Annotated in this window: 23 protein-coding genes; 18 read left to right on the forward strand and 5 right to left on the reverse strand. The window is 38.5% G+C overall.

Going from position 1 to position 26,130, the window contains the following annotated elements; translation table 11 throughout:
* Window positions 1-32: 32 nt before the first annotated feature.
* The 12 genes from ACN6MT_RS17710 (at window position 33) to ACN6MT_RS17765 (ending at window position 12,708) form a co-directional block, all read left to right on the forward strand.
* Window positions 33-1,025 carry a TAXI family TRAP transporter solute-binding subunit gene (locus tag ACN6MT_RS17710; protein ID WP_419887308.1) on the forward strand — a complete coding sequence of 331 codons (993 nt, stop codon included), beginning with the start codon at window positions 33-35 and terminating at the stop codon, window positions 1,023-1,025.
* Window positions 1,026-1,098: 73 nt separating this feature from the next.
* A complete protein-coding gene (locus tag ACN6MT_RS17715; protein WP_419887309.1) occupies window positions 1,099-1,620 on the forward strand; it encodes a DUF1850 domain-containing protein in 522 nt (173 codons plus the stop codon).
* The gene (locus tag ACN6MT_RS17720; RefSeq protein WP_419887310.1) at window positions 1,607-3,559 is read left to right on the forward strand and encodes a TRAP transporter permease; all 1,953 of its coding nucleotides are present in this window, start codon (window positions 1,607-1,609) and stop codon (window positions 3,557-3,559) included. Before ACN6MT_RS17715 ends, ACN6MT_RS17720 begins: the two co-directional genes overlap by 14 nt.
* Before the next feature lie 157 nt (window positions 3,560-3,716).
* The gene (locus ACN6MT_RS17725; RefSeq protein ID WP_419887311.1) at window positions 3,717-5,246 is read left to right on the forward strand and encodes a DHA2 family efflux MFS transporter permease subunit; all 1,530 of its coding nucleotides are present in this window, start codon (window positions 3,717-3,719) and stop codon (window positions 5,244-5,246) included.
* Window positions 5,247-5,466: 220 nt separating this feature from the next.
* A complete protein-coding gene (locus ACN6MT_RS17730; RefSeq protein WP_063251882.1) occupies window positions 5,467-5,772 on the forward strand; it encodes a PTS sugar transporter subunit IIB in 306 nt (101 codons plus the stop codon).
* A gap of 22 nt (window positions 5,773-5,794) precedes the next feature.
* Complete coding sequence (gene celB / locus ACN6MT_RS17735) at window positions 5,795-7,111, forward strand: PTS cellobiose transporter subunit IIC (protein WP_063251883.1); 1,317 nt, start codon at window positions 5,795-5,797, stop codon at window positions 7,109-7,111.
* A gap of 62 nt (window positions 7,112-7,173) precedes the next feature.
* Window positions 7,174-7,491, forward strand: a complete 318-nt coding sequence (locus ACN6MT_RS17740; RefSeq protein WP_063251884.1) for a PTS lactose/cellobiose transporter subunit IIA — start codon at window positions 7,174-7,176, stop codon at window positions 7,489-7,491.
* A 21-nt stretch (window positions 7,492-7,512) separates the two neighbouring features.
* Entirely contained in the window at window positions 7,513-8,835 is a 1,323-nt protein-coding gene (locus ACN6MT_RS17745; protein ID WP_419887312.1) for a 6-phospho-beta-glucosidase, read from the forward strand.
* A gap of 15 nt (window positions 8,836-8,850) precedes the next feature.
* Entirely contained in the window at window positions 8,851-9,558 is a 708-nt protein-coding gene (gene chbG / locus ACN6MT_RS17750; protein WP_419887313.1) for a chitin disaccharide deacetylase, read from the forward strand.
* 154 nt (window positions 9,559-9,712) lie between these two features.
* Window positions 9,713-10,840, forward strand: coding sequence for an acyltransferase family protein (locus ACN6MT_RS17755; protein WP_419887314.1), 1,128 nt, complete (start codon window positions 9,713-9,715; stop codon window positions 10,838-10,840).
* A 47-nt stretch (window positions 10,841-10,887) separates the two neighbouring features.
* Entirely contained in the window at window positions 10,888-11,451 is a 564-nt protein-coding gene (locus tag ACN6MT_RS17760; RefSeq protein WP_419887315.1) for a DNA-3-methyladenine glycosylase I, read from the forward strand.
* Between the two features lie 210 nt (window positions 11,452-11,661).
* Complete coding sequence (locus tag ACN6MT_RS17765) at window positions 11,662-12,708, forward strand: VanW family protein (RefSeq protein WP_419887316.1); 1,047 nt, start codon at window positions 11,662-11,664, stop codon at window positions 12,706-12,708.
* Window positions 12,709-12,863: 155 nt separating this feature from the next.
* On the opposite strand, the gene ACN6MT_RS17770 is transcribed toward ACN6MT_RS17765, so the two are convergent.
* From ACN6MT_RS17770 to rluF, 3 genes are all read right to left on the reverse strand, one after another.
* Complete coding sequence (locus ACN6MT_RS17770; protein ID WP_419887317.1) at window positions 12,864-14,576, reverse strand: hypothetical protein; 1,713 nt, start codon at window positions 14,574-14,576, stop codon at window positions 12,864-12,866.
* Between the two features lie 195 nt (window positions 14,577-14,771).
* The gene (gene pepF / locus ACN6MT_RS17775) at window positions 14,772-16,586 is read right to left on the reverse strand and encodes an oligoendopeptidase F (RefSeq protein WP_419887318.1); all 1,815 of its coding nucleotides are present in this window, start codon (window positions 16,584-16,586) and stop codon (window positions 14,772-14,774) included.
* Between the two features lie 110 nt (window positions 16,587-16,696).
* On the reverse strand, window positions 16,697-17,413 hold the full coding sequence (gene rluF / locus ACN6MT_RS17780; RefSeq protein WP_419887319.1) for a 23S rRNA pseudouridine(2604) synthase RluF: 717 nt from the start codon (window positions 17,411-17,413) through the stop codon (window positions 16,697-16,699).
* Window positions 17,414-17,607: 194 nt separating this feature from the next.
* On the opposite strand from rluF, the gene ACN6MT_RS17785 reads away from it, so the two are divergent.
* Window positions 17,608-18,486 carry a cation diffusion facilitator family transporter gene (locus ACN6MT_RS17785; protein ID WP_419956473.1) on the forward strand — a complete coding sequence of 293 codons (879 nt, stop codon included), beginning with the start codon at window positions 17,608-17,610 and terminating at the stop codon, window positions 18,484-18,486.
* 54 nt (window positions 18,487-18,540) lie between these two features.
* Here ACN6MT_RS17785 and ACN6MT_RS17790 read toward each other — a convergent pair whose 3' ends face one another.
* Complete coding sequence (locus ACN6MT_RS17790; protein WP_419887320.1) at window positions 18,541-18,840, reverse strand: hypothetical protein; 300 nt, start codon at window positions 18,838-18,840, stop codon at window positions 18,541-18,543.
* A 152-nt stretch (window positions 18,841-18,992) separates the two neighbouring features.
* Window positions 18,993-19,916 (reverse strand): TetR/AcrR family transcriptional regulator, encoded by a 924-nt coding sequence (locus ACN6MT_RS17795; protein ID WP_419887321.1) that lies wholly within the window; start codon window positions 19,914-19,916, stop codon window positions 18,993-18,995.
* Window positions 19,917-20,104: 188 nt separating this feature from the next.
* Here ACN6MT_RS17795 and ACN6MT_RS17800 point away from each other — a divergent pair, with 188 nt between their 5' ends.
* The 5 genes from ACN6MT_RS17800 (at window position 20,105) to ACN6MT_RS17820 (ending at window position 26,119) form a co-directional block, all read left to right on the forward strand.
* On the forward strand, window positions 20,105-21,637 hold the full coding sequence (locus ACN6MT_RS17800; RefSeq protein WP_419887322.1) for a DHA2 family efflux MFS transporter permease subunit: 1,533 nt from the start codon (window positions 20,105-20,107) through the stop codon (window positions 21,635-21,637).
* Window positions 21,638-21,753: 116 nt separating this feature from the next.
* Window positions 21,754-22,215: a branched-chain amino acid aminotransferase gene (locus tag ACN6MT_RS17805; RefSeq protein ID WP_419887323.1), complete on the forward strand. Its 462-nt coding sequence runs from the start codon at window positions 21,754-21,756 to the stop codon at window positions 22,213-22,215.
* Between the two features lie 57 nt (window positions 22,216-22,272).
* Window positions 22,273-23,037, forward strand: a complete 765-nt coding sequence (locus ACN6MT_RS17810) for a cobalamin-binding protein (RefSeq protein ID WP_419887324.1) — start codon at window positions 22,273-22,275, stop codon at window positions 23,035-23,037.
* Window positions 23,038-23,551: 514 nt separating this feature from the next.
* Window positions 23,552-24,229 (forward strand): NAD(P)H-binding protein, encoded by a 678-nt coding sequence (locus ACN6MT_RS17815; protein ID WP_419887325.1) that lies wholly within the window; start codon window positions 23,552-23,554, stop codon window positions 24,227-24,229.
* A gap of 534 nt (window positions 24,230-24,763) precedes the next feature.
* Window positions 24,764-26,119, forward strand: a complete 1,356-nt coding sequence (locus ACN6MT_RS17820; protein ID WP_419887326.1) for an NAD(P)-dependent oxidoreductase — start codon at window positions 24,764-24,766, stop codon at window positions 26,117-26,119.
* The last annotated feature ends 11 nt before the right edge of the window (window positions 26,120-26,130 follow it).

The raw sequence follows: 26,130 nt of genomic DNA on the forward strand, positions 1-26,130 counted from the left end.
TGGACGGCAATTTATAAAAAGGGGGAAATTTTATGAAAAAGAAAAGGTTATATCTCTCAATGGTCATTCTCTTAACACTCTCTATGATTCTAGCAGCTTGCGGAAACAAAGAGGAGGGCGGAGAAAAGCCTGCAAAGGAAGGGGAGGAAAAGCCACAATTTATTAGTATTCTAACAGGGGGTACTGGTGGAACTTATTATCCATTAGGCGGCTCCTTTGCTGAGATTATTAAAGATGAAACAGGTATTGATGCGAATGCTGAAACGAGTGGAGCTTCAGCTGAGAACATGACCACCCTTAAGAATGGAGATGCCGAAATTGCTTTTTCCCAAACAGATATCGCTTCGTATGCTGTTGAAGGAAAATTAATGTTTGAAAACAATAAGGTTGATAATGTAAAGGCAATTGCTACCTTATACCCGGAAACGGTACAAATCGTTACCACAAAAGAATCAGGGATAACCTCCGTTGAAGATCTAAAGGGTAAAAAGGTGTCAGTAGGTGCACCTGGTTCAGGCACAGTTGCCAATGCTGAACAAATTCTAGAAGTACATGGCATGACATTCGATGATATTAATAAACAAGATTTATCATTTGATGAGTCTACACAAGGGATTCAAGATGGTACGATTGACGCGGCTTTTGTAACAGCAGGAACTCCGACAGGGGCGGTTGAAAGCCTTGGTGCAACCGAAAATGTAGTTATTGTGCCAATTAAACAAGATAAAATCGAAGCAATAATCAAAAAATATCCATTCTACGTAAAAGAAGAGGTACCTGCTGGAACGTATGGATTGGAGTCTGCTGTAACAACCGTGGCTGTTCAAGCAATGTTAGTAGCGAGCAGCGATCTTAGTGATGAGGTAGTTTATAACATTACCAAAGCAATCTTTGAAAATCTTGATAAAGTAACTCATGCTAAAGGGAAATTAATTAAGGTCGAGAACGCATTAAACGGCGTGGGGATTGAAGTTCATTCTGGCGCACAAAAATACTTTGATGAAAAAGGCATTAAAGCACAGTAAAAGATTTGTTTGTGGATGAATTGGCCGGCAGAATAGAAGCCGGCCTCCTTTTCTATCAGAAAGGGAGGGGGAAATGCTTATAGTAAGACCTATACAATATCTATTAACCTTTTTCATTATCGTATTCATTTTAGCACTCATACCTTACCAAAAAGCGATTGTCTTCCAGCCAAATCACAGCAATGCGAAATTTGCTTACATTCCTGTAAGAAATGAAACATATTTTGCTATCAAATACACCCATTCCATTCATTTATCAGATGTGGTTGAAAGTTATAGAATTACTCGCGACGATAGAATTCGACAATATGAGCTGATGTATGAGGATTTTGCAATTGGTATGCCCTCCAATGCTGATAATGGAGAAACATTCGAACAAAAAAATGGTGCCTATTACATCAAGAACATGAAACGAGATTTTCCTTACTTTCATTTAAGAATCGGACAGGTTCGTGCTAATCATAGAGTGATTTTTAAAAATAGGGAATACCCATTATCCCGTTCAATAAGTCCTGGCACGTCTGTTAAAGTAGAAATCCGTAAATTGAATTTTTTTAAGCAATGGAAAGGAGTGAATATCCTTGAGTCACTATGAAGAAGCACTGTCAGAGGCAAAGCAGCAGGAGCTTTTAGAAAAATATGACCCTGAAGCTGGTACAAGAAAACTAAAAGGACTTCCTCTTTGGATTGCATTCGCAGGCCTATTAGCCTTTTCTCTCTTTCACTTATATACTGGAATATTTGGTATGTTAACTGCTCAGCTGCAGCGTTCCGTTCATTTAGGTTTTGCGCTTGCACTCATTTTCTTATTATTTCCTGCTCGAAAGAAAAATCGAGGAAAAGAATATAAGGTCGCATGGTATGATATCATCTTTGCGATTGTTTCGGTCATCGTTGGTGCTTATTGGCCGGTCATGATTGATGAATTGGTAATACGGACAGGAAATATCACACAAATTGATTTCTTTGTTGGGCTATCAGCCATTTTACTCGTGTTAGAGGCAACACGAAGGACAGTTGGTCTGCCAATCACCATTATTGCAATCATTTTTATGGTGTACGCTGTTTTTGGACCATATATGCCGAGTGCCATTGCACACCGTGGGCTAGAATTAGATCGGTTAGTCCAAACGATGTTCTTCACAACGGAAGGAATTCTTGGTACACCGATTGGCGTATCTTCTACTTTTATCTTTCTCTTTCTACTATTTGGTTCCTTTTTAATTAAAACTGGTGTTGGCGAGTATTTTAATGATCTGTCGATTGCGATTGCCGGCAGGAGTGTGGGCGGACCTGCCAAGGTAGCTGTTTTTTCGAGCGCTTTACAAGGAACGATTAGCGGCAGTTCTGTTGCTAACGTCGTAACCTCTGGTGCTTTTACTATTCCGATGATGAAAAACCTAGGTTATAAAAAGGAGTTTGCGGGTGCAGTTGAGGCCTCGTCTTCTACCGGCGGGCAGTTAATGCCGCCGATTATGGGAGCAGCAGCATTCTTAATGGTCGAATTTATCGGAGGTATCTCCTATTGGGAAATAGCAAAGGCAGCGGCTATACCGGCTGTACTATATTTTACCGGTATTTGGATCATGACTCACTTTGAAGCAAAGCGGATTGGTCTTCGGGGTTTAACAAAGGAAGAAATGCCAAGTAGGAAAGAGGTACTTGGAAAACTTTATTTACTACTTCCTATCATTGCTATCATTCTCTTGTTAATGTCTGGCATGAGTGTCATACGAGCAGCATTATGGTCAATTGTTATAACGGTTGTAGTAAGTGCAATAAGAAAGGAAACTAGAATCGGATTTAGAGGCATTATTGATGCATTAGTTGATGGAGCACGGTCCGCTTTAGGTGTTGCTGCAGCAACTGCAGCTGCTGGGATTATTGTTGGTGTAGTAACAAAAACTGGATTAGGATTAAAAATGGCAAACGGGCTCCTCGATATTGCAGGAGGCGCATTACTGCCGACCTTGTTTTTGACGATGATTGCTTCCTTGATATTGGGAATGGGTTCACCCACGACTGCAAATTATGTTATTACCTCAACAATTGCAGCACCAGCAATCATATTGTTAGGTGTTCCTGATTTATCTGCTCATTTATTTGTGTTTTATTTTGGTATTGTCGCGGACATTACGCCTCCAGTCGCTCTCGCTGCTTTTGCTGCAGCGGCCATATCGGGCGGAGAACCTTTTCGAACGGGCGTGGAATCGACAAAGCTTGCGATATCTGCGTTTATCATTCCCTATATGTTTGTCTTGTCCCCAGAATTGCTGATGATTGATACCACTTGGACTTATCTCATTTGGGTTGTATTTACAGCCTTTATTGGCATGATAGCCATTAGTGCTGGAGTTATCGGGTTTTGGGTAAGAAAGTTGAATTGGGTTGAACGTATCGCTTCGCTTGCAGCAGGATTATGTTTAATTTATCCTGGAAATATATCCGACATCGTCGGTTTAGTATTGTTTGCGATATTACTCACCCTGCAATATTTTTATAAACGTAATCAGATTCCTAACGTGCAAAATTGAAGATAGTAAAACTCGGGGCCTCTTTTTCAGGTCCTGAGTTTTTTTATTTTCGTGTTTGTTCCTTCTGCCTTGTAATAATTGAAAGGCATGGTTTATGATAAATTTTGGATTAATTGGTAGAATAAATAAGAAGTCTTGAACCAGGGGGATACATAAAATGGAACAAACCATGAATAAGTCTGACCGCCCGCCTTATGGAATCATTGCGGTTTTGATGATTGGTGCTTTTATTGCTTTTTTAAATAATACATTATTAAATGTTGCTTTACCTTCCATCATGAAGGACTTGGATGTCGATACATCGACAGTCCAGTGGCTGACAACAGGATTTATGCTAGTAAATGGGATTATGATCCCGACTACTGCGTTCTTAATTCAAAAATATACGGTTCGCCGGTTATTTTTAGTCGCAATGGGGTTGTTTACAGTTGGTACACTTATAGCCGGAATTGCCCATGCATTTCCTTTATTATTAGCAGCCCGAATGGTGCAAGCCTCAGGCTCTGCCATTATGATGCCGTTGTTAATGAATGTGATGCTGGTGAGTTTTCCTATTGAAAAAAGGGGAGCTGCAATGGGAGTTTTTGGATTAATCCTTATGTTTGCACCCGCCATTGGTCCAACTTTATCTGGCTGGATTATCGAGCATTATGATTGGAGAATGCTGTTCCATTTCGTATCTCCAATTGCAGCAGTCATTCTAATCATAGGCTTTTGGAAGCTTAGGGATAAAAAGGAGAAAGTTGATATTAGCCTTGATTTCTTTTCTCTTTTACTTTCAAGTATAGGTTTTGGAGGATTGCTATACGGTTTTAGTTCCGCGGGTAGTAAAGGTTGGGGCAGTCTGCATGTTTATCTGACGATTATAATCGGGGTTGTATCCTTGTTTTGGTTTATCTTACGTCAATTGAAGCAAGAACGCCCGATGCTGAACTTCAGGGTTTTTAGGTATAATATGTTCGCTTTATCCTCAGCCATTTCTATGATTGTAAATATTGCGATGTTCTCGGGTTTTCTACTCCTCCCTATATATGTTCAAACGATTCGTGGGATATCTCCGATGGATGCAGGATTAATGCTGTTACCAGGTGCCCTTGTGAATGCATTCATGTCACCTGTTACTGGAAGATTATTTGACAAATTTGGCGGACGTATATTAGCTATTACCGGTTTGTTCATCACAACTGTTACTACTTATTTATTTAGTATGTTATCCTTTGAAACTACCTATATGTATATGGTTATATTACATGCTGTTCGTATGTTTGGAATGTCAATGGTGTTTATGCCTGTATCGACTAACGGATTGAATCAATTACCGCCGCGTTTTTATCCCCATGGTACAGCCATGAACAATACCATGCAGCAGGTATCAGCTGCAATAGGTACAGGTTTATTAATTACGATTATGTCTAATCGTTCAGAGTCGTACGGGAAAGAACTTGCAGCCGACGCCATGCAAAAAATGTCAGGTCAGCCAACAGAAGCAGCGCTTGCGGAAATGAAGCAGCAGATTGCGCTGAAAGCCATGTTAGAAGGAATTAACTATACCTTCTTTATATCAGCCATCATTATTGGAGCAGCCTTGGTTCTCGCATTCTTTATTAAACGAGCCAAACCTGCAGAAGATCAACAGGATGATACTTCTTCTCATAAGCAGGCCGTAAATAAATTAGCTAAGACTTAATCAAAAAATGGGAAATCGTACTAGTGACGATTTCTCTTTTTTTATTTGGGGCTTTTCTAGATTTGTCCTAAAATTAAAAAATGAGAATATAGTTTAGTACGGTTAAAATATTTTTAAGCAGGGGGGGATTGTATTTCAAGACCTGGGTGATTGGCACAAAAAGCTTTTAAAAAATTCCACTAAAATGTAAGCGATTACATTGAGGGCGGGAGGGATGTAATTGAATATCTTATTATGCTGTGCAGCAGGGATGTCCACTAGTCTTTTGGTGGCGAAGATGGAAACTGCTGCAAAAGCAGAAGGAATTGAAGCGAGAATATGGGCAGTAAGTGCAAATGAGGTGAATAATCATTTGGACGAAGCAGATGTTTTGCTCGTAGGTCCACAGGTAAGATATTTGCTGCCTCAATTAAAGAAAAAAGGACAAGAAAAAGGAATTCCTGTTGACGCGATCAACCCTGTACATTATGGAATGTGCAATGGTGCGGAGGTATTAAAGTTTGCGAGAAATTTAATAGGTTCATAATTTCACATAGGGGTGAATAGATATGGCCAAATTTACTCAAATACTTGAAGAAAAGTTTATGCCAATCGCAGGAAAGGTTGCTGGTCAGAAGCACTTACAAGCACTACGTGATGGAATTATCTTAACGATGCCGCTTATCATCATTGGCTCTATTTTCTTAATTATTGGCTTCTTACCGTTTAAAGGATATCCAGAATTTATGGCTGGTTTATTTGGAGACGCCTGGCTGACTAAACTTCTTTATCCTGTGACCGCGACCTTTGATATTATGGCGCTTATAGCAGGGTTTGGTATTGCTTATCGATTGGCAGAACATTACAAAGTTGATGCATTGAATGCAGGAGCTATTTCTGTTGCATCATTTATTCTTGCCACACCGTACTTTACCATGTTCACACCGGAAGGGGCCAGCGAAGCAATCCAAGTTGGCGGAGTACTCCCAATCGCATTACTAGGAAGCAAAGGGTTGTTTGTAGCGATGATCCTTGCGATGTTTTCAACTGAACTTTATCGATTCATTATCCAAAAGAATTTCGTGATTAAAATGCCGGACGGGGTTCCACCAAGTGTAAGTAAATCTTTCGTTGCATTATTCCCGGCATTCATTGTTATTTTAGTAGTTTGGCTGATTCGCTTGTTAATAGAAAACACCTCATTTGAAACCCTGCACAATGTGGTTGGACAGTTATTACAAGAACCATTAGGAGCACTTGGAGGTTCATTGATTGGTGCTTTAATCGCTGTATTCTTTGTCCAATTATTATGGTCAACTGGATTACATGGTGCAAGTATTGTCGGTGGTGTAATGGGTCCGATTTGGCTGGCCGCAACAGACGCTAATAGGGTAGCGTTGACAGCTGGAGATGAACTGCCAAATGTAGTTACACAGCAATTTTTTGATATTTTCATTTATATGGGTGGTTCGGGTGCCACATTTACATTTGCCTTAATGATGCTGTTTATGGCAAGAAGTCAGCATTCCAAAACGTTAGGCAGATTAGCGATTGGACCGGGAATCTTTAATATCAATGAACCGATCACTTTCGGAGCGCCAATCGTCGCCAATCCATTGCTGATCGTTCCATTTATTCTGGCACCTCTTGTTCTTACCATTACCACCTATATTGGCATGAGCACAGGTTTTGCCCCTAAGACTGCAGGAGTTGCGGTTCCATGGACCACACCTCCCATTATTGGTGGTTACCTTGCGACAGGTGGAAATATCAGAGGTGCTTTAATGCAATTAATAAATTTAGCCGTTTCCTTTGCCATCTACTACCCATTCTTTAGAATGTGGGATAAACAAAACTACCAAGTGGAACAAGGGGTTAACAAATAAAAATAGAATACAAGGGAGCTTGCCAGACGGCAGGCTCTTGACATTGTATGGGGGAGCGTAACATGAATAAAGAAGAATTATATAACCTATCATTTCAATTAATCTTGCACAGTGGAAATGCCCGAAGTCTTGCGATGGAAGCTATTTTTGCAGCAAAAGAAAAAAATTTTACCCGAGCCTTTGAAAAGCTTGCTGAAGCGGACATTGAAATAACGTCGGCACATGTTTACCAAACACAATTGATACATGCGGAGGCGGCTGGAGAGTCATTTGAAATACCCATCATTCTAATACACGCTCAAGATCATTTAATGACGGGTATGACAATGAAGGATTTAGCAAGAGAGTTGGTTGAAGTTCGTCAAGAAATGAATCAGTAATCATGAGGAGGTATGCTTTCAGTGAATAATATGATTAAAATTGCCACAATTGGCGGTGGTTCAAGTTACACACCTGAACTTGTTGAAGGATTCATTAAACGATACCATGAGCTTCCATTAAGAGAGCTTTGGCTTGTAGATGTTGAGGAAGGGAAAGAAAAATTAGAGATCGTCGGAAATTTAGCAAAGCGGATGTTTCAAAAAGCTGGACTTCCCGTTGAAGTTCACCTAACGTTAGACAGACGGAAAGCTTTGGCGGGTGCTGACTTTGTAACTACGCAATTTAGGGTGGGCTTGTTGGAGGCTAGAGCAAAAGATGAACGCATCCCCCTAAAATATGGTGTCCTGGGCCAAGAAACGAATGGTCCAGGGGGGCTGTTCAAAGCATTACGAACAATCCCTGTTATTTTGGATATTGTGAAAGACATGAAGGAGCTTTGCCCAGAGGCCTGGCTGGTCAACTTTACGAATCCTGCTGGAATGGTAACGGAAGCCGTTCTTAGGTATAGCGATCACCGTAAAGTAGTAGGTTTATGTAATGTACCCATTGGCATGGAAATGGGTATCGCAAAATTCTTGAACGTTGAACACTCACGAGTTCGCATTGATTTTGCTGGTCTAAATCACATGGTATATGGGTTAGACGTGTACGTTGACGGTGTTAGTGTGAAAGAACAAGTCATCGAATTCTTAACGAATCCAGAAAACTCTAGTTTTGTTAAGAATGTCCAAGGGCAAGGCTGGGAACCGGAATTTATTCGGGCATTAGGTGTACTGCCGTGCCCTTATCATAATTATTACTACAAGACTCGGGAAATGGTAGAGAAAGAAACAAAAAATGCGGAAACTGTTGGCACAAGAGCGGAAGTAGTAAAGAAATTAGAAGATGATCTCTTTGAACTTTATAAAGATCCAAATCTTTCTATTAAACCACCACAACTCGAGAAACGCGGCGGGGCTTATTATAGTGATGCGGCAGTAAGGTTAATTTCTTCTATCTATAATGACAAGTGTGATATTCAGCCTGTTAATACGATGAATAATGGCTCGATTGCCAGCCTTCCTGATGATAGTGCTGTCGAAGTTAGCTGCATGATTACAAAAGAGGGACCAAAACCTTTGGTCATGGGTGACCTTCCTGTACCCGTCCGCGGTCTGGTACAACAAATAAAGTCATTTGAACGGGTTGCTTGTGAAGCCGCTGTAACGGGTGACTATAATCTAGCGGTTCTTGCTTTAACAATAAATCCACTTGTTGCTTCGGATACCATTGCAAAAAAAATCGTTGACGAAATGATAGAAGCGCATAAGGATTATTTACCTCGATTTTTCAAAAAGAAATAAGGGAGTGGCGACTGCTTGATTAAGCTTATAGTTAATGCAGATGATTTTGGGTATTCCAGAGGAATTAATTATGGAATTATAGACGCTCATAAATATGGAATTGTTAATTCTACAACCATGATGATGAATATGCCTGGTGTCAATCATGCAGTAGAACTAGCGAAAAAACACCCCACACTAAAGCTTGGGATTCACCTTGTTCTAACTTGTGGAAAACCTTTGCTGTCAGATGTTCCAACCCTAGTGGATGAACAGGGGAATTTTAAAAATCTAAAAGATTTTATTAATGAGCATAATTTTTCCTTAATGGAACTGGAAAGAGAATGGACCGCACAAATTGATCGGTTTTTAGACTTTGGACTCACGGCTACTCATATTGATAGTCATCATCATGTCCACAGTATACCTGAATTTTTACCGGTCATTCAAAGGCTGTCAGAGAAGTACAATTTACCTGTAAGGTGCATTTCGGAGCAGCCCGTGCAAGGAGTTACTTCCTTTACAGACCTCTTTTTTCATGATTTTTACGGCGAAGGTGTAACACACGATTACTTTCATGACTTATCTAAGCGTGATGTCGATAATCAAACCATTGAAGTCATGTGCCATCCCGGATACCTAGATTTTGAAGTATTAAATGGTTCGTCATATGCAGCCGACAGAGTAAAAGAGACGAGTATCCTAACTTCTGTTCGTTTGCCAGATAATATTATATTATTATAATAATTTGAACAGCCGTTTTTAGTGGCTGTTCTTTTATTTTAGTTTCTATTAGAAATATGGAATATTTCCCCATGATTCGACAATTAGAATCATATTTTCATAGTAAAATAGTACCGGGAAAAGGTAGATTCTATTTTCAAGGGGATATTTATCAATGAGCAGACAATATGATTTAGATTGGATTCGGGTTCTAGCTACACTAGCTGTATTCATTTATCATGCATTAATGTTTTTTAATCCATGGGCATGGCATGTTAAGAATAATGTGACTGACCCGACTTACATCACGGCCATTTCGTTATTTATGAGCTCCTGGTTAATGCCGATCTTTTTCGCAGTATCAGGAATCAATTCGTACTTCGCTTTACAGAAGAGAACAGGTTGGCAATATATGAAGGAAAGGATAGGTCGACTAGGGATCCCCTTATTATTTGGGGTCATGGTGCTAACTCCTCCTCAAGTCTACATGGAGCGGGTCAGTCATGAGCAATTTTCTGGATCATTTATTAGCTGGTATCCACACTATTTCGAGGGAGTTTATCTCGATATCGGCGGGTCGGGGAATTTTGCATTCGTAGGATTACATTTATGGTATCTTTTCGTCCTTTTGGTCTTTAGCACCATAACACTGCCATTTTTCCAAAAATTGAAACCTTCTATTTCAAAAGAGTTAAAGCCATTACAGCTTTTATCTTTATCAATTCCGTTAATGCTCCTCAACATACTGGTGGATGTTGTAAATTTAGGAGGATGGGATATTAGTTTTTATTTGGTCATTTTTCTTTATGGGTATATTTTCTTCACAAAAGCTTCCTTTAAGTCTATTTGTCAAAGGATGCTGCCAATTACGATGGTAACATCCCTGTTTACGACTGTATTTTTTGTGTATGGATTCATGTCAGGAATGCCTGCAGCAGGTAATGTGCTATCCATCATCCTAGCTTCGGTTAAGGCTTTGAGCTGCTGGAGCTGGCTGCTTGTCATTTTTGCCTTGGCAGATAGAAAGCTATCTTTTTCAAATAATTGGTTGAAGTATGGAAACCAAGCGTCTATGCCTTTTTATGTACTCCATCAGCCGGTAATTGTTACATTAGGTTTTATGCTGGCAGATTTGGATTGGTCCATACCGGCAAAACTTGTTATTCTTTTAACAATAGCTTTCGTTATTATTATGACGATTTACCATTTTATAATTTTAAGAATTTCCTTTATTCGGATTTTGTTTGGAACGAAAGCAAAAAGAGAAGAACGTATGTATAACAAACCAAATGTTAAGATTTAAAGAATGTTTCTTTAATGACGATAAAAAGTGTTAGGAGGAATATAAAGATGAATAGATGCGGCTGGGTAAATCAGGATCCACTTTATATTGATTATCATGATCATGAGTGGGGCGTGCCTGTATATGATGACCGATTACTATTTGAATATTTGAACTTAGAAGGAGCTCAAGCAGGCTTAAGCTGGTACACAATATTGAAAAAGAGAGAAAATTATCGTAAGGCATTTGATCATTTTGACCCTGCGATCATCATTTCCTATAATGAACGGAAAATCGAAGAACTTTTACAAAATGAAGGAATTGTACGTAATAAACTCAAAATCAATGCTGTCATTACAAATGCTAAGGCTTATTTGAAGGTAAAAGAAGAATTTGGTTCCTTTAGCAAGTATATTTGGTCATTTGTTGATGGCAAGCCAATTATCCATCAATTTAAAGATTTATCAGAAGTTCCAGCTACAACCGATATAAGTGATCGATTAAGTAAGGATTTAAAAAAACGAGGATTTAAATTTGTGGGATCGACGATTTGTTATGCTTTTATGCAAGCGACAGGGATGGTAAATGATCATGTAGAATCTTGCATATGTTACCATAAAATTCAAGGATAAGCCTTTTTTAAACTTGGTTTGAAACCAAACCGAATGAAGACCGTCTAATAGAATGAATCCAATTTCAGGAAATTTTGTTAAGGGGATTTGCAGGAATTATGTGCCCGAAAGCGGAATAGATTAGAAGAATGAGAGCGAAGTTCTTTTTCTGAATATTTGGTAGTGCCTCGTGAGGAATGATGAGATTTGGGGGAAAGAGGAGAAGTTGTAATGTCTATTAGGACTTGGGCGATTTCATTCATATTAGTTGGAAGTTTAATTGGCTTAGCGGGATGCGCCGAAAAAACCAACGGTAAGGACGTTGAATTGGAGAACAAAGTAATAGAACTTGAAAAGAAACTTGAAGAACAAAAGGCCGCAGAGAAAGCAGAGAGGAAGGCTGCGGAAGAAGCGGAAGCCAAAAGAATAGCAGAGGAAGAGGCTAAAAAGCCTAAAGTAGTAAATGTCATTGATCCGAATACAAAAAACATTGTTAGATCCTTGGTCCCGGTGGATTTGGGTTTTGGAACTGATAATGAAAAATATAAGCAAGAGCTCAAGCAATGGGCTAAAGAGTTAGCAAGGGGTACAGAAACGACTCCGGGCTACGATTCGAAGATGATACTCGATAAAATCGACGCAAATGGTCAGGTTATCAAAGGTAAACCAAGAGTAGTTCTTGAAGAAGCAGAACTAGTTACAAAGGTCATTGAAGCATCTGCCAAGGGTGGCGATGTTATCCTGCCCATCTATATAACAGAAAGCGGCTATAATACAGAAGACGCAGCGCATTTGTCGGAGGTGGTAGTCGCAACTTATACCACTAAATTTAATCCTAGCGTAACAGGGAGAAACAAAAACATTGAACTATCAGCGATCGCAATCGATAATGTCATTGTTGGAACAGGGGATATTTTCTCCTTCAATCATACTGTCGGACCAAGTGATGAAGCCCATGGTTACCAGCCTGCTCAAGAAATAGTAAATAAACAATTGGTGATGGGAATTGGCGGTGGTATTTGCCAAACATCTTCAACCTTGTTTAATGCAGTTGACAAACTAGCTGTTGAATATGTTGAATGGCACCATCATTCTCTGACAGTCGGGTACGTACCTGTTGGGAGGGACGCAACGGTTTCTTACGGTGGGAAAGACTTCCAATTTAAAAATACAGCTGGTGTGCCGTTATTGGTTAAAGCCATTTATAATCCGAATGGTACCTTAACCGTTGAAATAAGAACCTCTGCGGCTTACCAAGCCTTACTTCAAAAGAGATAAGTAGTAACCCGTAAGACGTGTAATAATCACACGTCTTTTTCTTTTGCTGAAAACGGTGCAAAAATTGCTCAAGTGGATTTACAAATTGTTTTCACTCTTATAATATTTTGAACAAAAAACCACGAAGATCATTTCTGTTCATCGTGGTTTTGATTTTATTCTAGTCCTTCAATTTGAATTTCTTTGGTCGGAAGGAAGTCTTCATCTGTATCCAAATAGGTGACATTGACCTTATCCCCTTCTTTTAAGTAAATGACCAATGGTTCTTTTTCAGAGGAAATGATATAACTTTTCTTATTGTCTAAAAGGAAGGAAACAACTGTGAAGTCTCCTGATTTTTCTTTATAAACACGGAGAACGGTACCCGTTACCTGTTTTTCGTCCGCTTTGGAACTGCCATCTACTGAACCGCCTCCTCGTTGTAGCGCGGTTTTATATTGTTTTAGAGCTTCGTTTGGAGTAACCCCAAATACAGAAATTTCAGGATTTGCAGCAGAAACTATAAAGTAATTCTGCAAGAATCCATTCGAATCCAGTACTGGTGTCAGCCAGCTTGCTTCACCGTAGAAGTTATAAATGACAGGCATTTCTCCATGCCATTTCTTTTCAATAAATTTCTTTTCAATTATTTGCAGGGCACCTTGTGAATCCATATATGACTCTTCAGGGTTACCTGTATAATACGTAGCTTCCCCTGTACGCGAATTGGTCAAGGAGTAGCCAAGCATGGAGTCGACCCCTTCTTTTGGACTTGTGAAGTCAGTGAAATAATACATAACTCCATTCTCATCAAAAATCGGACTTACATTAGCCTCAGTACCTTCATCGGAAGGAAGTTTTACGTCTGATTTTCCAAAAAGGCTATTCCAAAATCCATGAACATAATTGCCAAAGTAGCTGTTTTGCAAGCTGACGATTTCAGGTGATACTGCACCATCAATAAACTCGGGAACATTCGTTAAAGAATAGGACTTTGTATCCCCATCTTTCGAATCTACAACAACAACACCCTTAACATCAAAGCCATTTCGTGCTGAAACAAATTCACCGAACGAGCGGATGTAAAAAGGTTTTCCTTCATCATCTATTTCTAATTGAACATCGCCATAGAAAATATGTTTCGGGAATTGCATACGAATATGCCGTTCCACATCTTTATTAAAATAGGAAGATGGCGTATAAATCATGTCAAATTTGATGAATTTTGGATTATCAGAAGAATCTGTTGCGCTCAAGGTAAAATAACCAGGAGTTTCTTTTCCTTTCCACCATTTGAAAAAGCCAGAAAACTCAACAGGAGCAATATACACATAATCGCCATTTACTTTTTGTATTTGGAGATTACCCAACTCGTAATAACTAGTATTTGGTACTTGACCAAAAGCTTTTTTCATTTTGTTGCGGGCAAACTCTGGCGGTACACTAGCAGGTGTTTCTTTTTCATCAAAGGTTTTAATTTCTACTTGTTGGTCCATTTGAGCAATTTCATACTTTTCATCTGCATTAAATAGAAAGGCAGTAAGAAAATAAATTCCTAGTATAAGACTTGCTCCAAAGAGTGTTGCTTTCACTTTTCTTTCCATTCCAGTTGAAATGAGTGCACCTAATGCTGTGATGATAATAGCATGAACCCATAAAGAAGAAGGATTTCGATCATAATTTGTAAAGTAAAAGTAAGCAAAAACAGAAGGAATCAAAATAACTAAAATGACAATAATCAATCCAGGTAATAACCTTCTATCACTTTTAGAATTCTTTTTATTACTTTTCGGTTTCGGATCGGTGGATTTAACATCGCTGTAAATCGGTATAAGAATTAGTGCTGTCGTAATTGCAACAATCATAGTAAACAAAAATAGATTCCCCATAACCATTTCCCCTTAATTTAAGATATCTATCTATAGAGTCCCTTTATATACGAATATAATAGGTAAAAAGTTTCATTTATTTCTAGCAATAAGAAAAAGGCTCCATCTGAACTTTATTCAGATGGAGCTTTTACCCTCGTTTATTGAGGTGTTTTGTTTTCTTCGTTAAAGCTTCGTATATCTGGTCTAACAGGGTTACTCGTAAGATTTTTCTAATTCATTAATTAGAGAACCTACATACTCAACCGCTTTACGGACAGGTTCAGGTGTCGACATATCAACACCGGCGTGTCTTAATAGCTCGAGCGGTTTCATCGTTCCACCGGCACAAAGGGCTTCCAGCCACCGGTCAACAATAGGCTGGCCTTCTTCCTGAATCAGTTGTGCAACTGCAGTCGAGGCAGTTAATCCAGCAGAATAGGTGTACGGATATAAGCCCATGTAATAATGAGGCTGACGCATCCATGTCAGACTTGCACCTTCATCGATTTCTACCGTATCTCCCCAAAATTCTGAAAGCACAGCTCTAGTCACCTCTGATAGAGTATTAGCCGTAAGTGCTTTTCCTCCCTCAGCTAATGCATACACTCTACGTTGATATTCAGCTTCTAGTAAATGAGTAACAAAATTATGATAATACGTTCCTAGCAGCTGAAGAACTACCCAACGACGCATTTGCTTGTCTTCATTTTTTGCCAACAGGTGTTGTCCTAATAAAAGCTCATTCATCGTAGATGGAGCTTCAATAAAGTAAAGGGAAGGGCGGACATTCATAATTCTTTGATTTTTGTTTGCTAAGTAAAAATGACCTGCGTGACCGAATTCATGTGCTAGGGTGAAGCAGCCGCGCATATTATCCTGCCATGTAACTAAAATGTATGGGTGTGCACCATAAGGGCTTGAACAGAAGGCACCTGTCGATTTTCCGACATTATCCGCTAGGTCGACCCATCGCTCTTTAAAGCCTTTTTCAATTATTTCACTATACTCTGGTCCCATTACCTTTAATGATTCCAAGATAAGGTGCCTTGCTTCTTCGTATGTCGTTTCTGGATTAAAATCCGGATCTAATGGTGCCTTTAAATCACAAAATTTCATTACATCAAGTCCTAAAGCCTTTTTCTTTAACTGGGCAAATCGACGCATATGAGGAGCAAGTTCATTAAAAATAATATCAATCTGGTTGTTGTACATTGCCAATGTTACTTGCTGTGGTTCTAAGAGCATTTGTTCAACGGACTGGTAGTTTCTTAAACGAGAAAGTGTTACTTGTTTCTTTACCTCAGTAGAATAAGCTGCGGCGATTGTGTTTTTGTGTTGTTTAAGCGTTGAAACAAATGAGTCATAGGCTTTTCTACGGATTTCCGTATCTGCAGAGAATTCATAGCGGTTTTCAAATAAAGCAAAAGAAACCGGTAATTCATGCCCTTCACTATTCATGATAGGGGAAAAGTCCATGTCTGCTAATTTAGCCATGTTATAAATGGTATAAGGGGCTCCATGTACCTCGCCTAAAGCGGCTAATACTTCTTCCGTTTCGGGTGCCAGCCGATGTTTTTTCGTTTCAAGCAGTTCAAGTAAATCTTTTCGGAATGGCTGCAATTCTTCATTCTCTTGGAGAAATTTCTCCACGGTACCTTCTTCAAGGGAGAGGATTTCAGAATGAATATATGATAATGCAGCTGACATTTTTGTCCTTAGTGCGGCTAATTTGGCTGAATTCGCCTGATTGCCAGGATCAGTCCCGTCAGCGGATTGTTTTAAGCTTGCATAAGTGGCTGCTTTGACCGTTTTCATTAACAGTTGTTCTTGAGCAATCATGCATGCTAGCAGCTCTTTTGAACTAATGTGTAACGTACCTTTGAAGCCCTCCATTTTAGTAGTGTCTTTTTCAATTACGGCAAGTTCTGCTTCCCATGCCTGATCTGACACAAAAAGAGCATCAAGATTCCATGTTAATTCTTCTGGTACTTCTGAGCGGGTGAGGCGTTTTTCTATTGTTTTTTCCACCTTATCTCTCCTCCTCTAAAACCTTCGTGTTCCTAAGTAATATCATATATTATTTGAATATTAAAGCAAATAAAAACTGAGTCGAACTTTTTACATTTCGACTCAGTTTTTTACCATTCTCTAGGTTCATAATTAAGATCACTAAATAATTCCTGCTTTTCTTTTTTTGTTAAATCTCTCCATTGACCAACAGGAAGGTTGCCTAAGTGAATATTCATAATTCGAATTCTTTGGAGGCGAACAACGGAATACCCAAGAGCAGAGCACATCCGGCGAATTTGCCGATTCAGCCCTTGTGTTAAAATAATCTTAAAAACATACTTAGACAGCTGTTCCACCTTACTTGGTAGCGTCTTCGTATCTAGAATTCTAACTCCTGCTGACATATTTTTCAAAAATTCAGAGGTAATAGGCTTATCTACCGTAACGATATATTCCTTTTCATGTTTATTCTCAGCACGTAATATTTCGTTGACGATATCACCATCATTTGTTAAGAGGATTAACCCGTCTGAATCTTTATCTAATCTTCCAATGTTAAAAATTCTCAGCGGGTGATTCACTAAATCAATAATATTGCCTTTAATATGTCTTTCCGTGGTACTTGTAATTCCAACAGGCTTATTTAAAGCAATGTAAACATTGTTTTTAGCCACCCGTATCGTTTCACCGTTTACACGAACCACATCTCCGGGCTCGACTTGACTGCCGACCTTTGCTACCTTCCCATTAATCGTAACTCTACCTTCTTCGATCCATTTATCAGCACCGCGTCTTGATGTTTTCCCAGACTCGGAAATAAATTTATTTAATCGCAGGTTAAACACATCCTTAATTTTTTACTTAATATGTTTTTAGAATACTTAACTGCCTGGATAATTTCAAGGTTAAGATTACTCTAGTTTTTACCTAAACCAACTCTTTTTCGTCATTGTTATAAAGTTCGAATAGGGGAAAAAGGTTTCTCTAGACCCACTAGATGTTTTTGTTCAATAATATAGATAAGGAGTAGAAGTGGGTGATGAAAATGGTAGAAGAACAAGGATTTTTGGATTTAAAAAGAGGAGAGCGTGGAGCTATCATAAGTATTATTGCTTATATTTGTTTGTCTGCAGTCAAACTTGCAGTTGGGTATATAGCAAATTCTGAGGCATTAAAAGCAGACGGGTTAAATAATGTAACGGATATTATTGCTTCTGTTGCAGTTCTAATAGGTCTAAAATTATCTCAAAGGCCAGCAGATGATGACCATCCTTATGGACATTGGAAAGCAGAAACTGTAGCTTCCATGGTGGCATCCTTTATCATGGCAGCAGTGGGTCTGAAGGTTGCATTTGATGCGGTTGTTAGTATTTTTTATGTACAAAAAGAATCTCCAGATGTGATTTCTGCCTGGACGGGGCTTTTTTGTGCGTTCGTGATGTACTGGGTTTATCGATACAATAAAAAGCTTGCCACAGAAATTAACAGCCAATCTGTTATGGCTGCAGCAAAGGATAATCTCTCTGATGCCTGGGTTAGTGTCGGTACCTTTATCGGTATTATGGGTGCACAGTTTGGACTCCCTTGGCTAGACCCTTTAGCAGCAGTAATTGTCGGTCTTCTCATATGTAAAACAGCATGGGATATATTTAAAGAAACCTCTCTCTATTTAACGGATGGATTTGACGAAAAACAAATCGATATTTATAAAGATACTATCCATCAATGTTATGGAGTAAAAGGTGTAAAACAAATAAAAGCAAGGAATTATGGCAACAATATAGTCGTTGACGTTGTCATACTCGTTAATTCCACATTAGATGTTAAAAAAGCGCATGATATCGCCACGGAAGTTGAAGAGGAGTTAATAAGGACACATAAGGTGTATGATGTGCATGTTCACGTAGAACCTAAATAAGACCCTACATAAAAAAGGATGGAGTTTATAGCTCCAACCTTTTTGTTTTCTCTATTAGTTTTTTCTGCGAATTTTATATACTAGCATGTTATTTCCTTCCCAGCCTCTTGTGATAATGTAATCACCACGTATCGTGTCATGTAATCTCATCCTGCTAGGATTTAATTCGACTCTTTTTTCTTTCGGAGCATGATTAATTGCACTGTCTTCTTCTATCGTGGTTGTCGGACTTTTTTCTATCTCTACACTTAAAGAATTCCTGTGCTTTGGTCTCTGACCCCAGAACTTTGAAGAATCAAATATTGATCGCTTTTCCTTCGATAGTTGACTCGTGTCAGACGTGAAATCTCCCATTGTTTGCACCTCCTGTGGCTTTATGCAGCAGCAGTTCACTGCTCCTCCTTAAATAGTAAAACAAGCGATTGTTTTTACTATTTTACGTAAAACTACCTAGAAATGCATGGGCAAACGCTCAGTCTTGAAATTCACATAAGCAAAATTTTAATTTAGTGTTCCTCTTCTTCATTTTCCTCCAATTGTTGAAAGAAGGCAGTAATGATCTGGTTAAGCTGAAGAAGTTCTTTTTTCCAGATATCTGCAGGGTTGTTTTGTAGTGTTTGCAGGGCGCTTTCGATTAGGAACTTTCTTGGTGCCCTTGTATGCATAATTTCTTCTTGGATGAAATCTAACAGTTCATGATACTTTTCCTGGGCATTTTTATCTTGAAAGTGTTTAGGAATGCAATTTCTCATCGGGTTCACTATTTTATAAAATCGATCAATCAATTCATGATTATTTTTTTGTAGCCCAGGGAGCCATTTTTCTAGTAGCTCAGGTGGGTGCAATTGTTCATCAGCTTCAGCTACTTCTTCCACCAATTTAACTAAACGACTCACGCTATATCTAACGACACTACTAATTTTCTCATTAGAGTCAGTAGCTAAACGATTGTATTGGAGGTTGTGCTGCATGATTCCTTGAAACATAATGGCACAATCTAATAAGTAAGGTTTATTTTTTTCACCAAAGATATCGATAAATCTACTAAACATCCAACGAAGTGACCGCAAGCGTGTGAAGCGGATATAGTGTTTTAAGTCCGCATCATTCGTTGACATTACTTCCTCATAAAGGGCAATTAACTTATTTTTTCGATTAGAGATCATTTGCATTTCTAATTGTTTAATAAAGACCTCAATATCAGAAGGACTTTTCCCAATTAATAAATCGTTTCTTTCCTTTTGGAGTTGTTTAAAGGTTGTTTTATAAATAGCAATTAATAGCTCACTCTTTGATGAAAAATATTTGTAAAAGGTTCCTTTTGAGATACCGCTAAAATCTAAAATATCCTGAATGGAAGTAGCTTGAAAACCTTTCTCAATAAATAATTGATGTGCCTTTTTAATAACATGTTGTTTACGATCATTCATTTTATCACCTATCATTCGAAGTATACTACCTGTATAAAAATATACTACATGATAAATTTAGGCATTACAAATCCATAATTTTGTTGTGTTTTTTGATTGCAAAAAATGAACTATCGGTATATTATTAATAAAGCGTGAAACAGGGGTATAAAAAAATGAACAAAGTGTTTACACAGGGGGTATAAAATATGGAACATGTACAGAATGAAACGAAACGTCCCCCATACGGGATTATCTCAATCCTGATGATTGGGGCTTTTATTGCATTTTTAAATAACACACTACTAAATATTGCCCTTCCATCTATTATGGCCGATTTAGAAGTTGATGCGTCGACCGTGCAATGGTTAACGACAGGATTTATGTTAGTGAACGGGGTATTAATTCCTACAACAGCATTCTTGATTCAAAAATATTCGGTACGAAAGCTTTTCTTAGTAGCAATGGGCTTATTTACCGCAGGAACTATTCTTGCTGGATTCGCCCATGTATTCCCAATTTTATTAGCAGGCAGGATGACCCAAGCTTCAGGTTCAGCAATCCTAATGCCTTTATTGATGAATGTCATGCTGGTAAGCTTCCCAATTGAAAAAAGAGGAGCAGCAATGGGGATATTCGGATTAATCTTAATGGGTGCACCTGCAATTGGACCAACTTTATCAGGATGGTTAATCGAACATTATGACTGGAGAATGCTCTTCCACTTTGTGACACCAATTGCGGTAATAATCTTGTTGGTCGGATTTTTCCTATTAAAAGATAAGAAGGAAAAGGTCGATATTCGAATCGATATGATATCGGTTTTACTTTCAAGTGTAGGCTTTGGCGGATTACTTTATGGATTCAGCTCTGCAGGAAAGCAAGGGTGGGATAGTCCACAAGTATATTTGACGATTGCAATAGGAGCGATCTCTTTACTTGTATTCATTTTACGTCAATTAAGACAAGAACGCCCAATGCTTAACTTTAAAATCTTTAAATATCCAATGTTTGCCTTATCGTCTGCTATCTCAATGGTTGTTACGATGGCAATGTTTTCAGGGATGCTGCTTTTGCCGATTTATGTTCAAACATTACGTGGTATTTCGCCAATGGATGCGGGTCTAATGATGCTGCCTGGAGCAATCTGTATGGCAGTTATGTCACCAGTAACAGGTAAACTTTTCGACAAATTTGGCGGCCGTTTGTTAGCTGTTATTGGTTTAACCATCACAGTAATAACTAGTTACCTTTTTAGTCAGTTAACATTTGAGACTACTTATTTTCATTTAATTCTTTTATATACTGTTCGAATGATAGGAATGTCAATGGTAATGATGCCGGTTTCTACTAATGGTCTTAACCAGCTGCCTGCACGTTTTTACCCTCACGGTACGGCAATGAACAATACACTTCAGCAGGTATCTGGTGCGATTGGGACTGCATTATTAGTAACAATTATGTCTAACCGTGCAGAGTCTAAGGGGAAAGAACTTGGTGAAGCTGCTATGGCAAATTTAACACAGCAGCCAACACAAGAAGCATTAGCTCAAATGAAGCAGCAAATCATGATGACTGCAACATTAGACGGTATCAATTTTGCGTTTTTGATATCTGTCTTTATTGCAGCCGTTGCACTTGTCCTTGCTTTCTTCATGAAACGTGTGAAACAAGCAGAGGATAGCATCGAAGAAAACTCTGTTGGGAAAAAAGTTGTAAATAATAAACTTGCAGAAAATTAATGTGTATGAAACGTCTAAACTCTTTGTGAGTGAAGGCGTTTTTTATTGTTGAAATTTGCTTTTTTATTTAATATCACTTTATAGTAAGAGAGGAATTCCTAAATAGGAGGTTTAAAATGAACACAAGTTTTAATGAAGCCTATATTGAACGTTGCAGCAAGGAAACAGAAACAATGATTGCAAATGAAGCGTCAAGTTTTTTAAACCAACCCATTACATATTTAAAAGATCATAAAAGTGAATTTCTTTATGTGGAGTCTGCTTTATTTGAAGAAATCGGTGTGGAAGGTGTGTCGATCGAGTTAGATGATGTCTTTGGTACGTATGATGTCATGCTGGGTTTAAAGCTGCAAAAGAAGTTTGAAAAAATGTTAAAGGAACATCTTAATCAATCATTACAGGGTGATGAAGCGAAATTTGATTTAGTGTTTAGCCATGACGATGGTTTATGGGATTTGAACTTTGCCTTAAATTACGTGGAAGGATATAGAGAAAATATATCCATACACGAAGGCCTTCAAATAATTCACCAGTTTTTGTCTACTATCGTTCATACCGTAAAACAAACAACCAGCTGAAATAAGCTGGTTGTTTGTTTGTATCTACGTTAACATAAAAGTAAGGGAGGGAGAGTTTTGAGAGTTATATCACTATGCCCAAGTAACACTGAGATAATGGAATATTTAGGTTTATCTCATTTTTTAGTAGGAGTGGACGATTATTCAGACTGGCCCACATCCATTGCTAGTCTGCCAAAGCTTGGACCTGATTTATCGATAAACATGGACCTTGTTGAAGAACTTAAGCCAGACCTTGTTCTTGCTTCTTTAAGTGTTCCAGGGATGGAAAAGAATGTTGAAGCTTTAGTAGAACGCGGAATTCCTCACATCATATTAAATCCTCAATCTATGTCAGATATTGAAGAGGATCTAATTAAAACAGCTAAAGCTCTTAATCAGTGGGAACGTGGCACAGCGGCGGCAAATGATTTTCGAGATAGGCTTAATGCAGTCAGACAACATGGATTAAGAATAACTAAAAGACCTTCTCTTTATTGGGAATGGTGGCCAAAACCAATCTTTACTCCGGGAAAGATTAATTGGCTTACCGAAATCTCTGAAGCTGCGGGTGCCATTAATATCTTCCATGACGTGGAGTTAGCAAGCGTTCAGACAGATTGGGAGGACGTCCTGAGTAGAAAACCTGATTTTATTTGCCTCGCTTGGGTAGGAGTCAGAAAGGAAAAGGTACAGAAAAATAATGTTACCAAACGGCCAGGATATGAATCGCTTGGGTATAAGGATGATAGTAAAATCCTAATTCTTGAAGAAGAACTATACTGCCGGCCATCCCCTAGGTTGTTGGATGGTCTAGAAAGACTTTTTAGGTTAATTCATTAAATGAAAAACGATATGCTATTAAAGGGTTCCGTTTTGAGGTGCTTTTCATAAAATGCGTCTCGAAATGACAGTCGTATTGTAGTATTGTCCTTAAACGAGTAACCAACAAAAGTAAAATAAGCGGAAATTTTCCGGTTAAATGCAAAATGGAGCTCGCTTCGGTGCAAATAAGGGGAGGTTTTCCGCTTATACAAAGAAAAACTCGCATTTTCGAAATTTTCGGGTAAATAGGCGGAATCTCTCCGTTTATTTAAGCTTTTTTTAATAATAATTATGAATTTAGCGGAATTTCTCCGCCTGTTTATCAGCTCGGGTGCTTAGCTTAATCCCCCAACCGATAAGTGCGAATCCTATTGAACCATCAGTAGCTTTTTATCGACCAGTCTAAAAAGATCAATAAAATTGGGACTCAAAACGGCACAGCAAAATGCTTCTCCATTTTTTATTGGGACCTTTTGTGCATGGTATAATTTCCTTATTAGATTGCTTATTGTTGAGAGGGGCTTATAAAATCATGGGTGTAAATAAAAAAACGGCACTTGTGCTCGGGGCTACAGGTCTAATTGGAAAAGAAATAGTCAAAAAACTTAGTGAAAATGGGTACTATCAAAAAGTCCATTTGTTGGTTCGCAGACCGATTAAAATTGAATCTGATAAATGTGAAGTACATATCGTTGATTTCGATGAACTACATAAGTACCGTGAGTTATTCCAAGTTACAGATGTCTTCTGTTGCTTAGGCACAACGATAAAAGTAGCAAAAACAAAAGAAGCATTTCGTAAAGTAGATTACGAATATCCGATTGAGGCTGCAAAACTAGCAAAGGAAAACGGCGCAGAAAAGTATCTCATTGTCAGTTCTATGGGGGCTGATACCAAGTCATTATTCTTTTATAGTCGAGTAAAGGGAGAGGTGGAGGAAACTCTGTCTAATTTAGACATACCTTCACTCCATATTTTCAGACCTTCTTTATTGTTAGGAAAGCGGGAAGAGTTTCGGTTGGGTGAGAAACTTGCTGAAAAAGCTAGTGGTGTATTAAACAAGATCATGATAGGTCCTATGCGGCCATACCGAGGGATACAAGCAAGAAAAGTGGCAGCCGCAATGGCTGTTGTCGCACAGTCCAATAAAAAGGGAAAACATATCTATCTTTCACATGAAATTGAAGCTATAGTTGGGTTGTCAGTATAAAATAGATTTAAGCCAAGTTACTGAATGAGTATAATAAGCTAATCAATCTATCGATAAGAGTGTACCAATTAGGTGCACTTTTTTTTGTTGATCGTTGTCTTTCGGCAATTAATTCAGGAATGTCGAGAACTTATTAGTTAGATTAACTGTCAATGATATTTAGATTAACTCTATTTTGTATGTAAAAATATTGGTTTTTCCGCAAAATGTAAATGAATACTAATCAATAACGCGTTCGATGTGATTTTACAAAATTTTCTGTTCAGATGTGATAAATTGGTAAAAGAGTAATATTGGTACAAGAATAACTCCCATTTATCAGCTGCACTATTCATCGCAAAAATACCTTCAAGCTATCATCTAAAATAAGAATCACCTTTCATGTTTTTCTCTCCGAGTCTAGTTGCCTATCTGTTAGTAGAATACGAGCATCATTTTACAGTTTTCATAACGAAATATATTTTTGTGGACTGTAAAATTATAAATAGATGCAAGGTTTTCAGTAAAATCACTTTTAAAAAGGAGGGCTTTTTATTGGAAAAAACACAGCGAATCTCCTCTGCTAATCTGGAACGAAATTTTCTAGAAGTGGAACGTGCACTTACAAATCAAGAAGCGTTGGAAGAATCAAATCGCTGTCTTTATTGCTATGATGCTCCTTGTATTAAGGCATGCCCCACAGGCATCGATATTCCAACTTTTATAAAAAAAATTGCATCAGGAAATTTGCTTGGATCTGCAAAAACAATTATGTCTTCTAATCCAGTTGGTGCAAGCTGCTCCAGAGTGTGTCCAACTGAGGAGCTGTGTGAAGGTGCATGTGTCTTAAATCATTCCACAAAACCAATATTGATTGGAAACTTACAGCGATATGCAACAGATTGGGCCATTAAAAATGAAATAAACCTGTTTGAGCCAGGAACACCAAATGGTAAATCAGTTGCCGTGGTGGGCGGAGGACCAGCTGGGTTATCCGCAGCGAGAGAACTAGCGCGGTTGGGATATGAAGTAACAATTTTTGAAGCTGCTGAAAAAGCGGGAGGTTTAAATACCTACGGAATTGTCTCCTTCCGCCTTCCACAAGCCATCTCGTACTGGGAAGTGGACCAGGTTGAAAAACTTAATGTGACAATCAAAACAAATACAAGAGTTGGGAAAGATGTGTCTGTAAAGGATTTAGTTAAAGATTTTGATTGCATTATTTTAGCGGTTGGTATGGCACATGTTCCTGATTTAGGTATTGAAGGGGAAGACCTAGAGGGAGTATACGACGCCATTGAGTTTGTAAAGGAAACAAAAAGTGGAAGAGTATCTAAGGATTTTGTTGGCAAGCGTGCTGTTGTCATCGGAGCAGGTAATACAGCCATTGATGGTGCCACTTGTTCAGTGCGTTTAGGCGCAAAAAATGTAAAAATCCTTTACCGTCGAACAGAAGAAGAAATGACGGCCTATGGTTTTGAATATGAATTTGCCAAGCAAGACGGTGTTGAGTTTCGCTGGTTAACAGCACCTAAAAAAATTATTGGGAATGAACATGGCAAGGTAATCGGGATTGAATGTATCAAAATGGAACTTGGTGAGCCTGATAAAGACGGGCGCAGAAGACCTTATCCAGTGGAAGGATCTGAATATGTTATTCCTGTGGATGCAGTCATCAAAGCGATCGGCCAAACAAGACATTTGGAGTTAATACAGGCTCTAGAACTACAACATGATCGTGGTGTCGTCCAAGTAAATAAAGAAACCTATCAAACTTCCAATCCCCAAATATATGCATGTGGTGATGTTGTTTTTGGAAAAGGCAATGGCGACGCAATGGTGGTTACCGCTGCACAACAAGGGAAGCTGGCAGCCTTTAGCATTCATAAACAATTTACAGCAGCTGTATAGTATGATGTTTT

The organism is Neobacillus niacini (assembly GCF_048572935.1).
GTDB classification, from domain to species: domain Bacteria; phylum Bacillota; class Bacilli; order Bacillales; family Cytobacillaceae; genus Neobacillus; species Neobacillus niacini.

Excerpts from the sequence above, each read along its gene's own strand:
- ACN6MT_RS17715 (WP_419887309.1), top strand. The coding sequence starts at position 1,099 with ATGCTTATAGTAAGACCTATACAATATCTATTAACCTTTTTCATTATC.
- ACN6MT_RS17725 (WP_419887311.1), top strand. The coding sequence starts at position 3,717 with ATGGAACAAACCATGAATAAGTCTGACCGCCCGCCTTATGGAATCATT.
- ACN6MT_RS17815 (WP_419887325.1), top strand. The coding sequence starts at position 23,552 with ATGGGTGTAAATAAAAAAACGGCACTTGTGCTCGGGGCTACAGGTCTA.
- ACN6MT_RS17770 (WP_419887317.1), bottom strand. The coding sequence starts at position 14,576 with ATGGGGAATCTATTTTTGTTTACTATGATTGTTGCAATTACGACAGCA.
- ACN6MT_RS17795 (WP_419887321.1), bottom strand. The coding sequence starts at position 19,916 with ATGAATGATCGTAAACAACATGTTATTAAAAAGGCACATCAATTATTT.
- celB (WP_063251883.1), top strand. The coding sequence starts at position 5,795 with ATGGCCAAATTTACTCAAATACTTGAAGAAAAGTTTATGCCAATCGCA.
- ACN6MT_RS17755 (WP_419887314.1), top strand. The coding sequence starts at position 9,713 with ATGAGCAGACAATATGATTTAGATTGGATTCGGGTTCTAGCTACACTA.
- ACN6MT_RS17785 (WP_419956473.1), top strand. The coding sequence starts at position 17,608 with ATGAAAATGGTAGAAGAACAAGGATTTTTGGATTTAAAAAGAGGAGAG.
- ACN6MT_RS17790 (WP_419887320.1), bottom strand. The coding sequence starts at position 18,840 with ATGGGAGATTTCACGTCTGACACGAGTCAACTATCGAAGGAAAAGCGA.
- ACN6MT_RS17765 (WP_419887316.1), top strand. The coding sequence starts at position 11,662 with ATGTCTATTAGGACTTGGGCGATTTCATTCATATTAGTTGGAAGTTTA.
- ACN6MT_RS17805 (WP_419887323.1), top strand. The coding sequence starts at position 21,754 with ATGAACACAAGTTTTAATGAAGCCTATATTGAACGTTGCAGCAAGGAA.
- ACN6MT_RS17760 (WP_419887315.1), top strand. The coding sequence starts at position 10,888 with ATGAATAGATGCGGCTGGGTAAATCAGGATCCACTTTATATTGATTAT.
- ACN6MT_RS17710 (WP_419887308.1), top strand. The coding sequence starts at position 33 with ATGAAAAAGAAAAGGTTATATCTCTCAATGGTCATTCTCTTAACACTC.
- ACN6MT_RS17740 (WP_063251884.1), top strand. The coding sequence starts at position 7,174 with ATGAATAAAGAAGAATTATATAACCTATCATTTCAATTAATCTTGCAC.
- ACN6MT_RS17800 (WP_419887322.1), top strand. The coding sequence starts at position 20,105 with ATGGAACATGTACAGAATGAAACGAAACGTCCCCCATACGGGATTATC.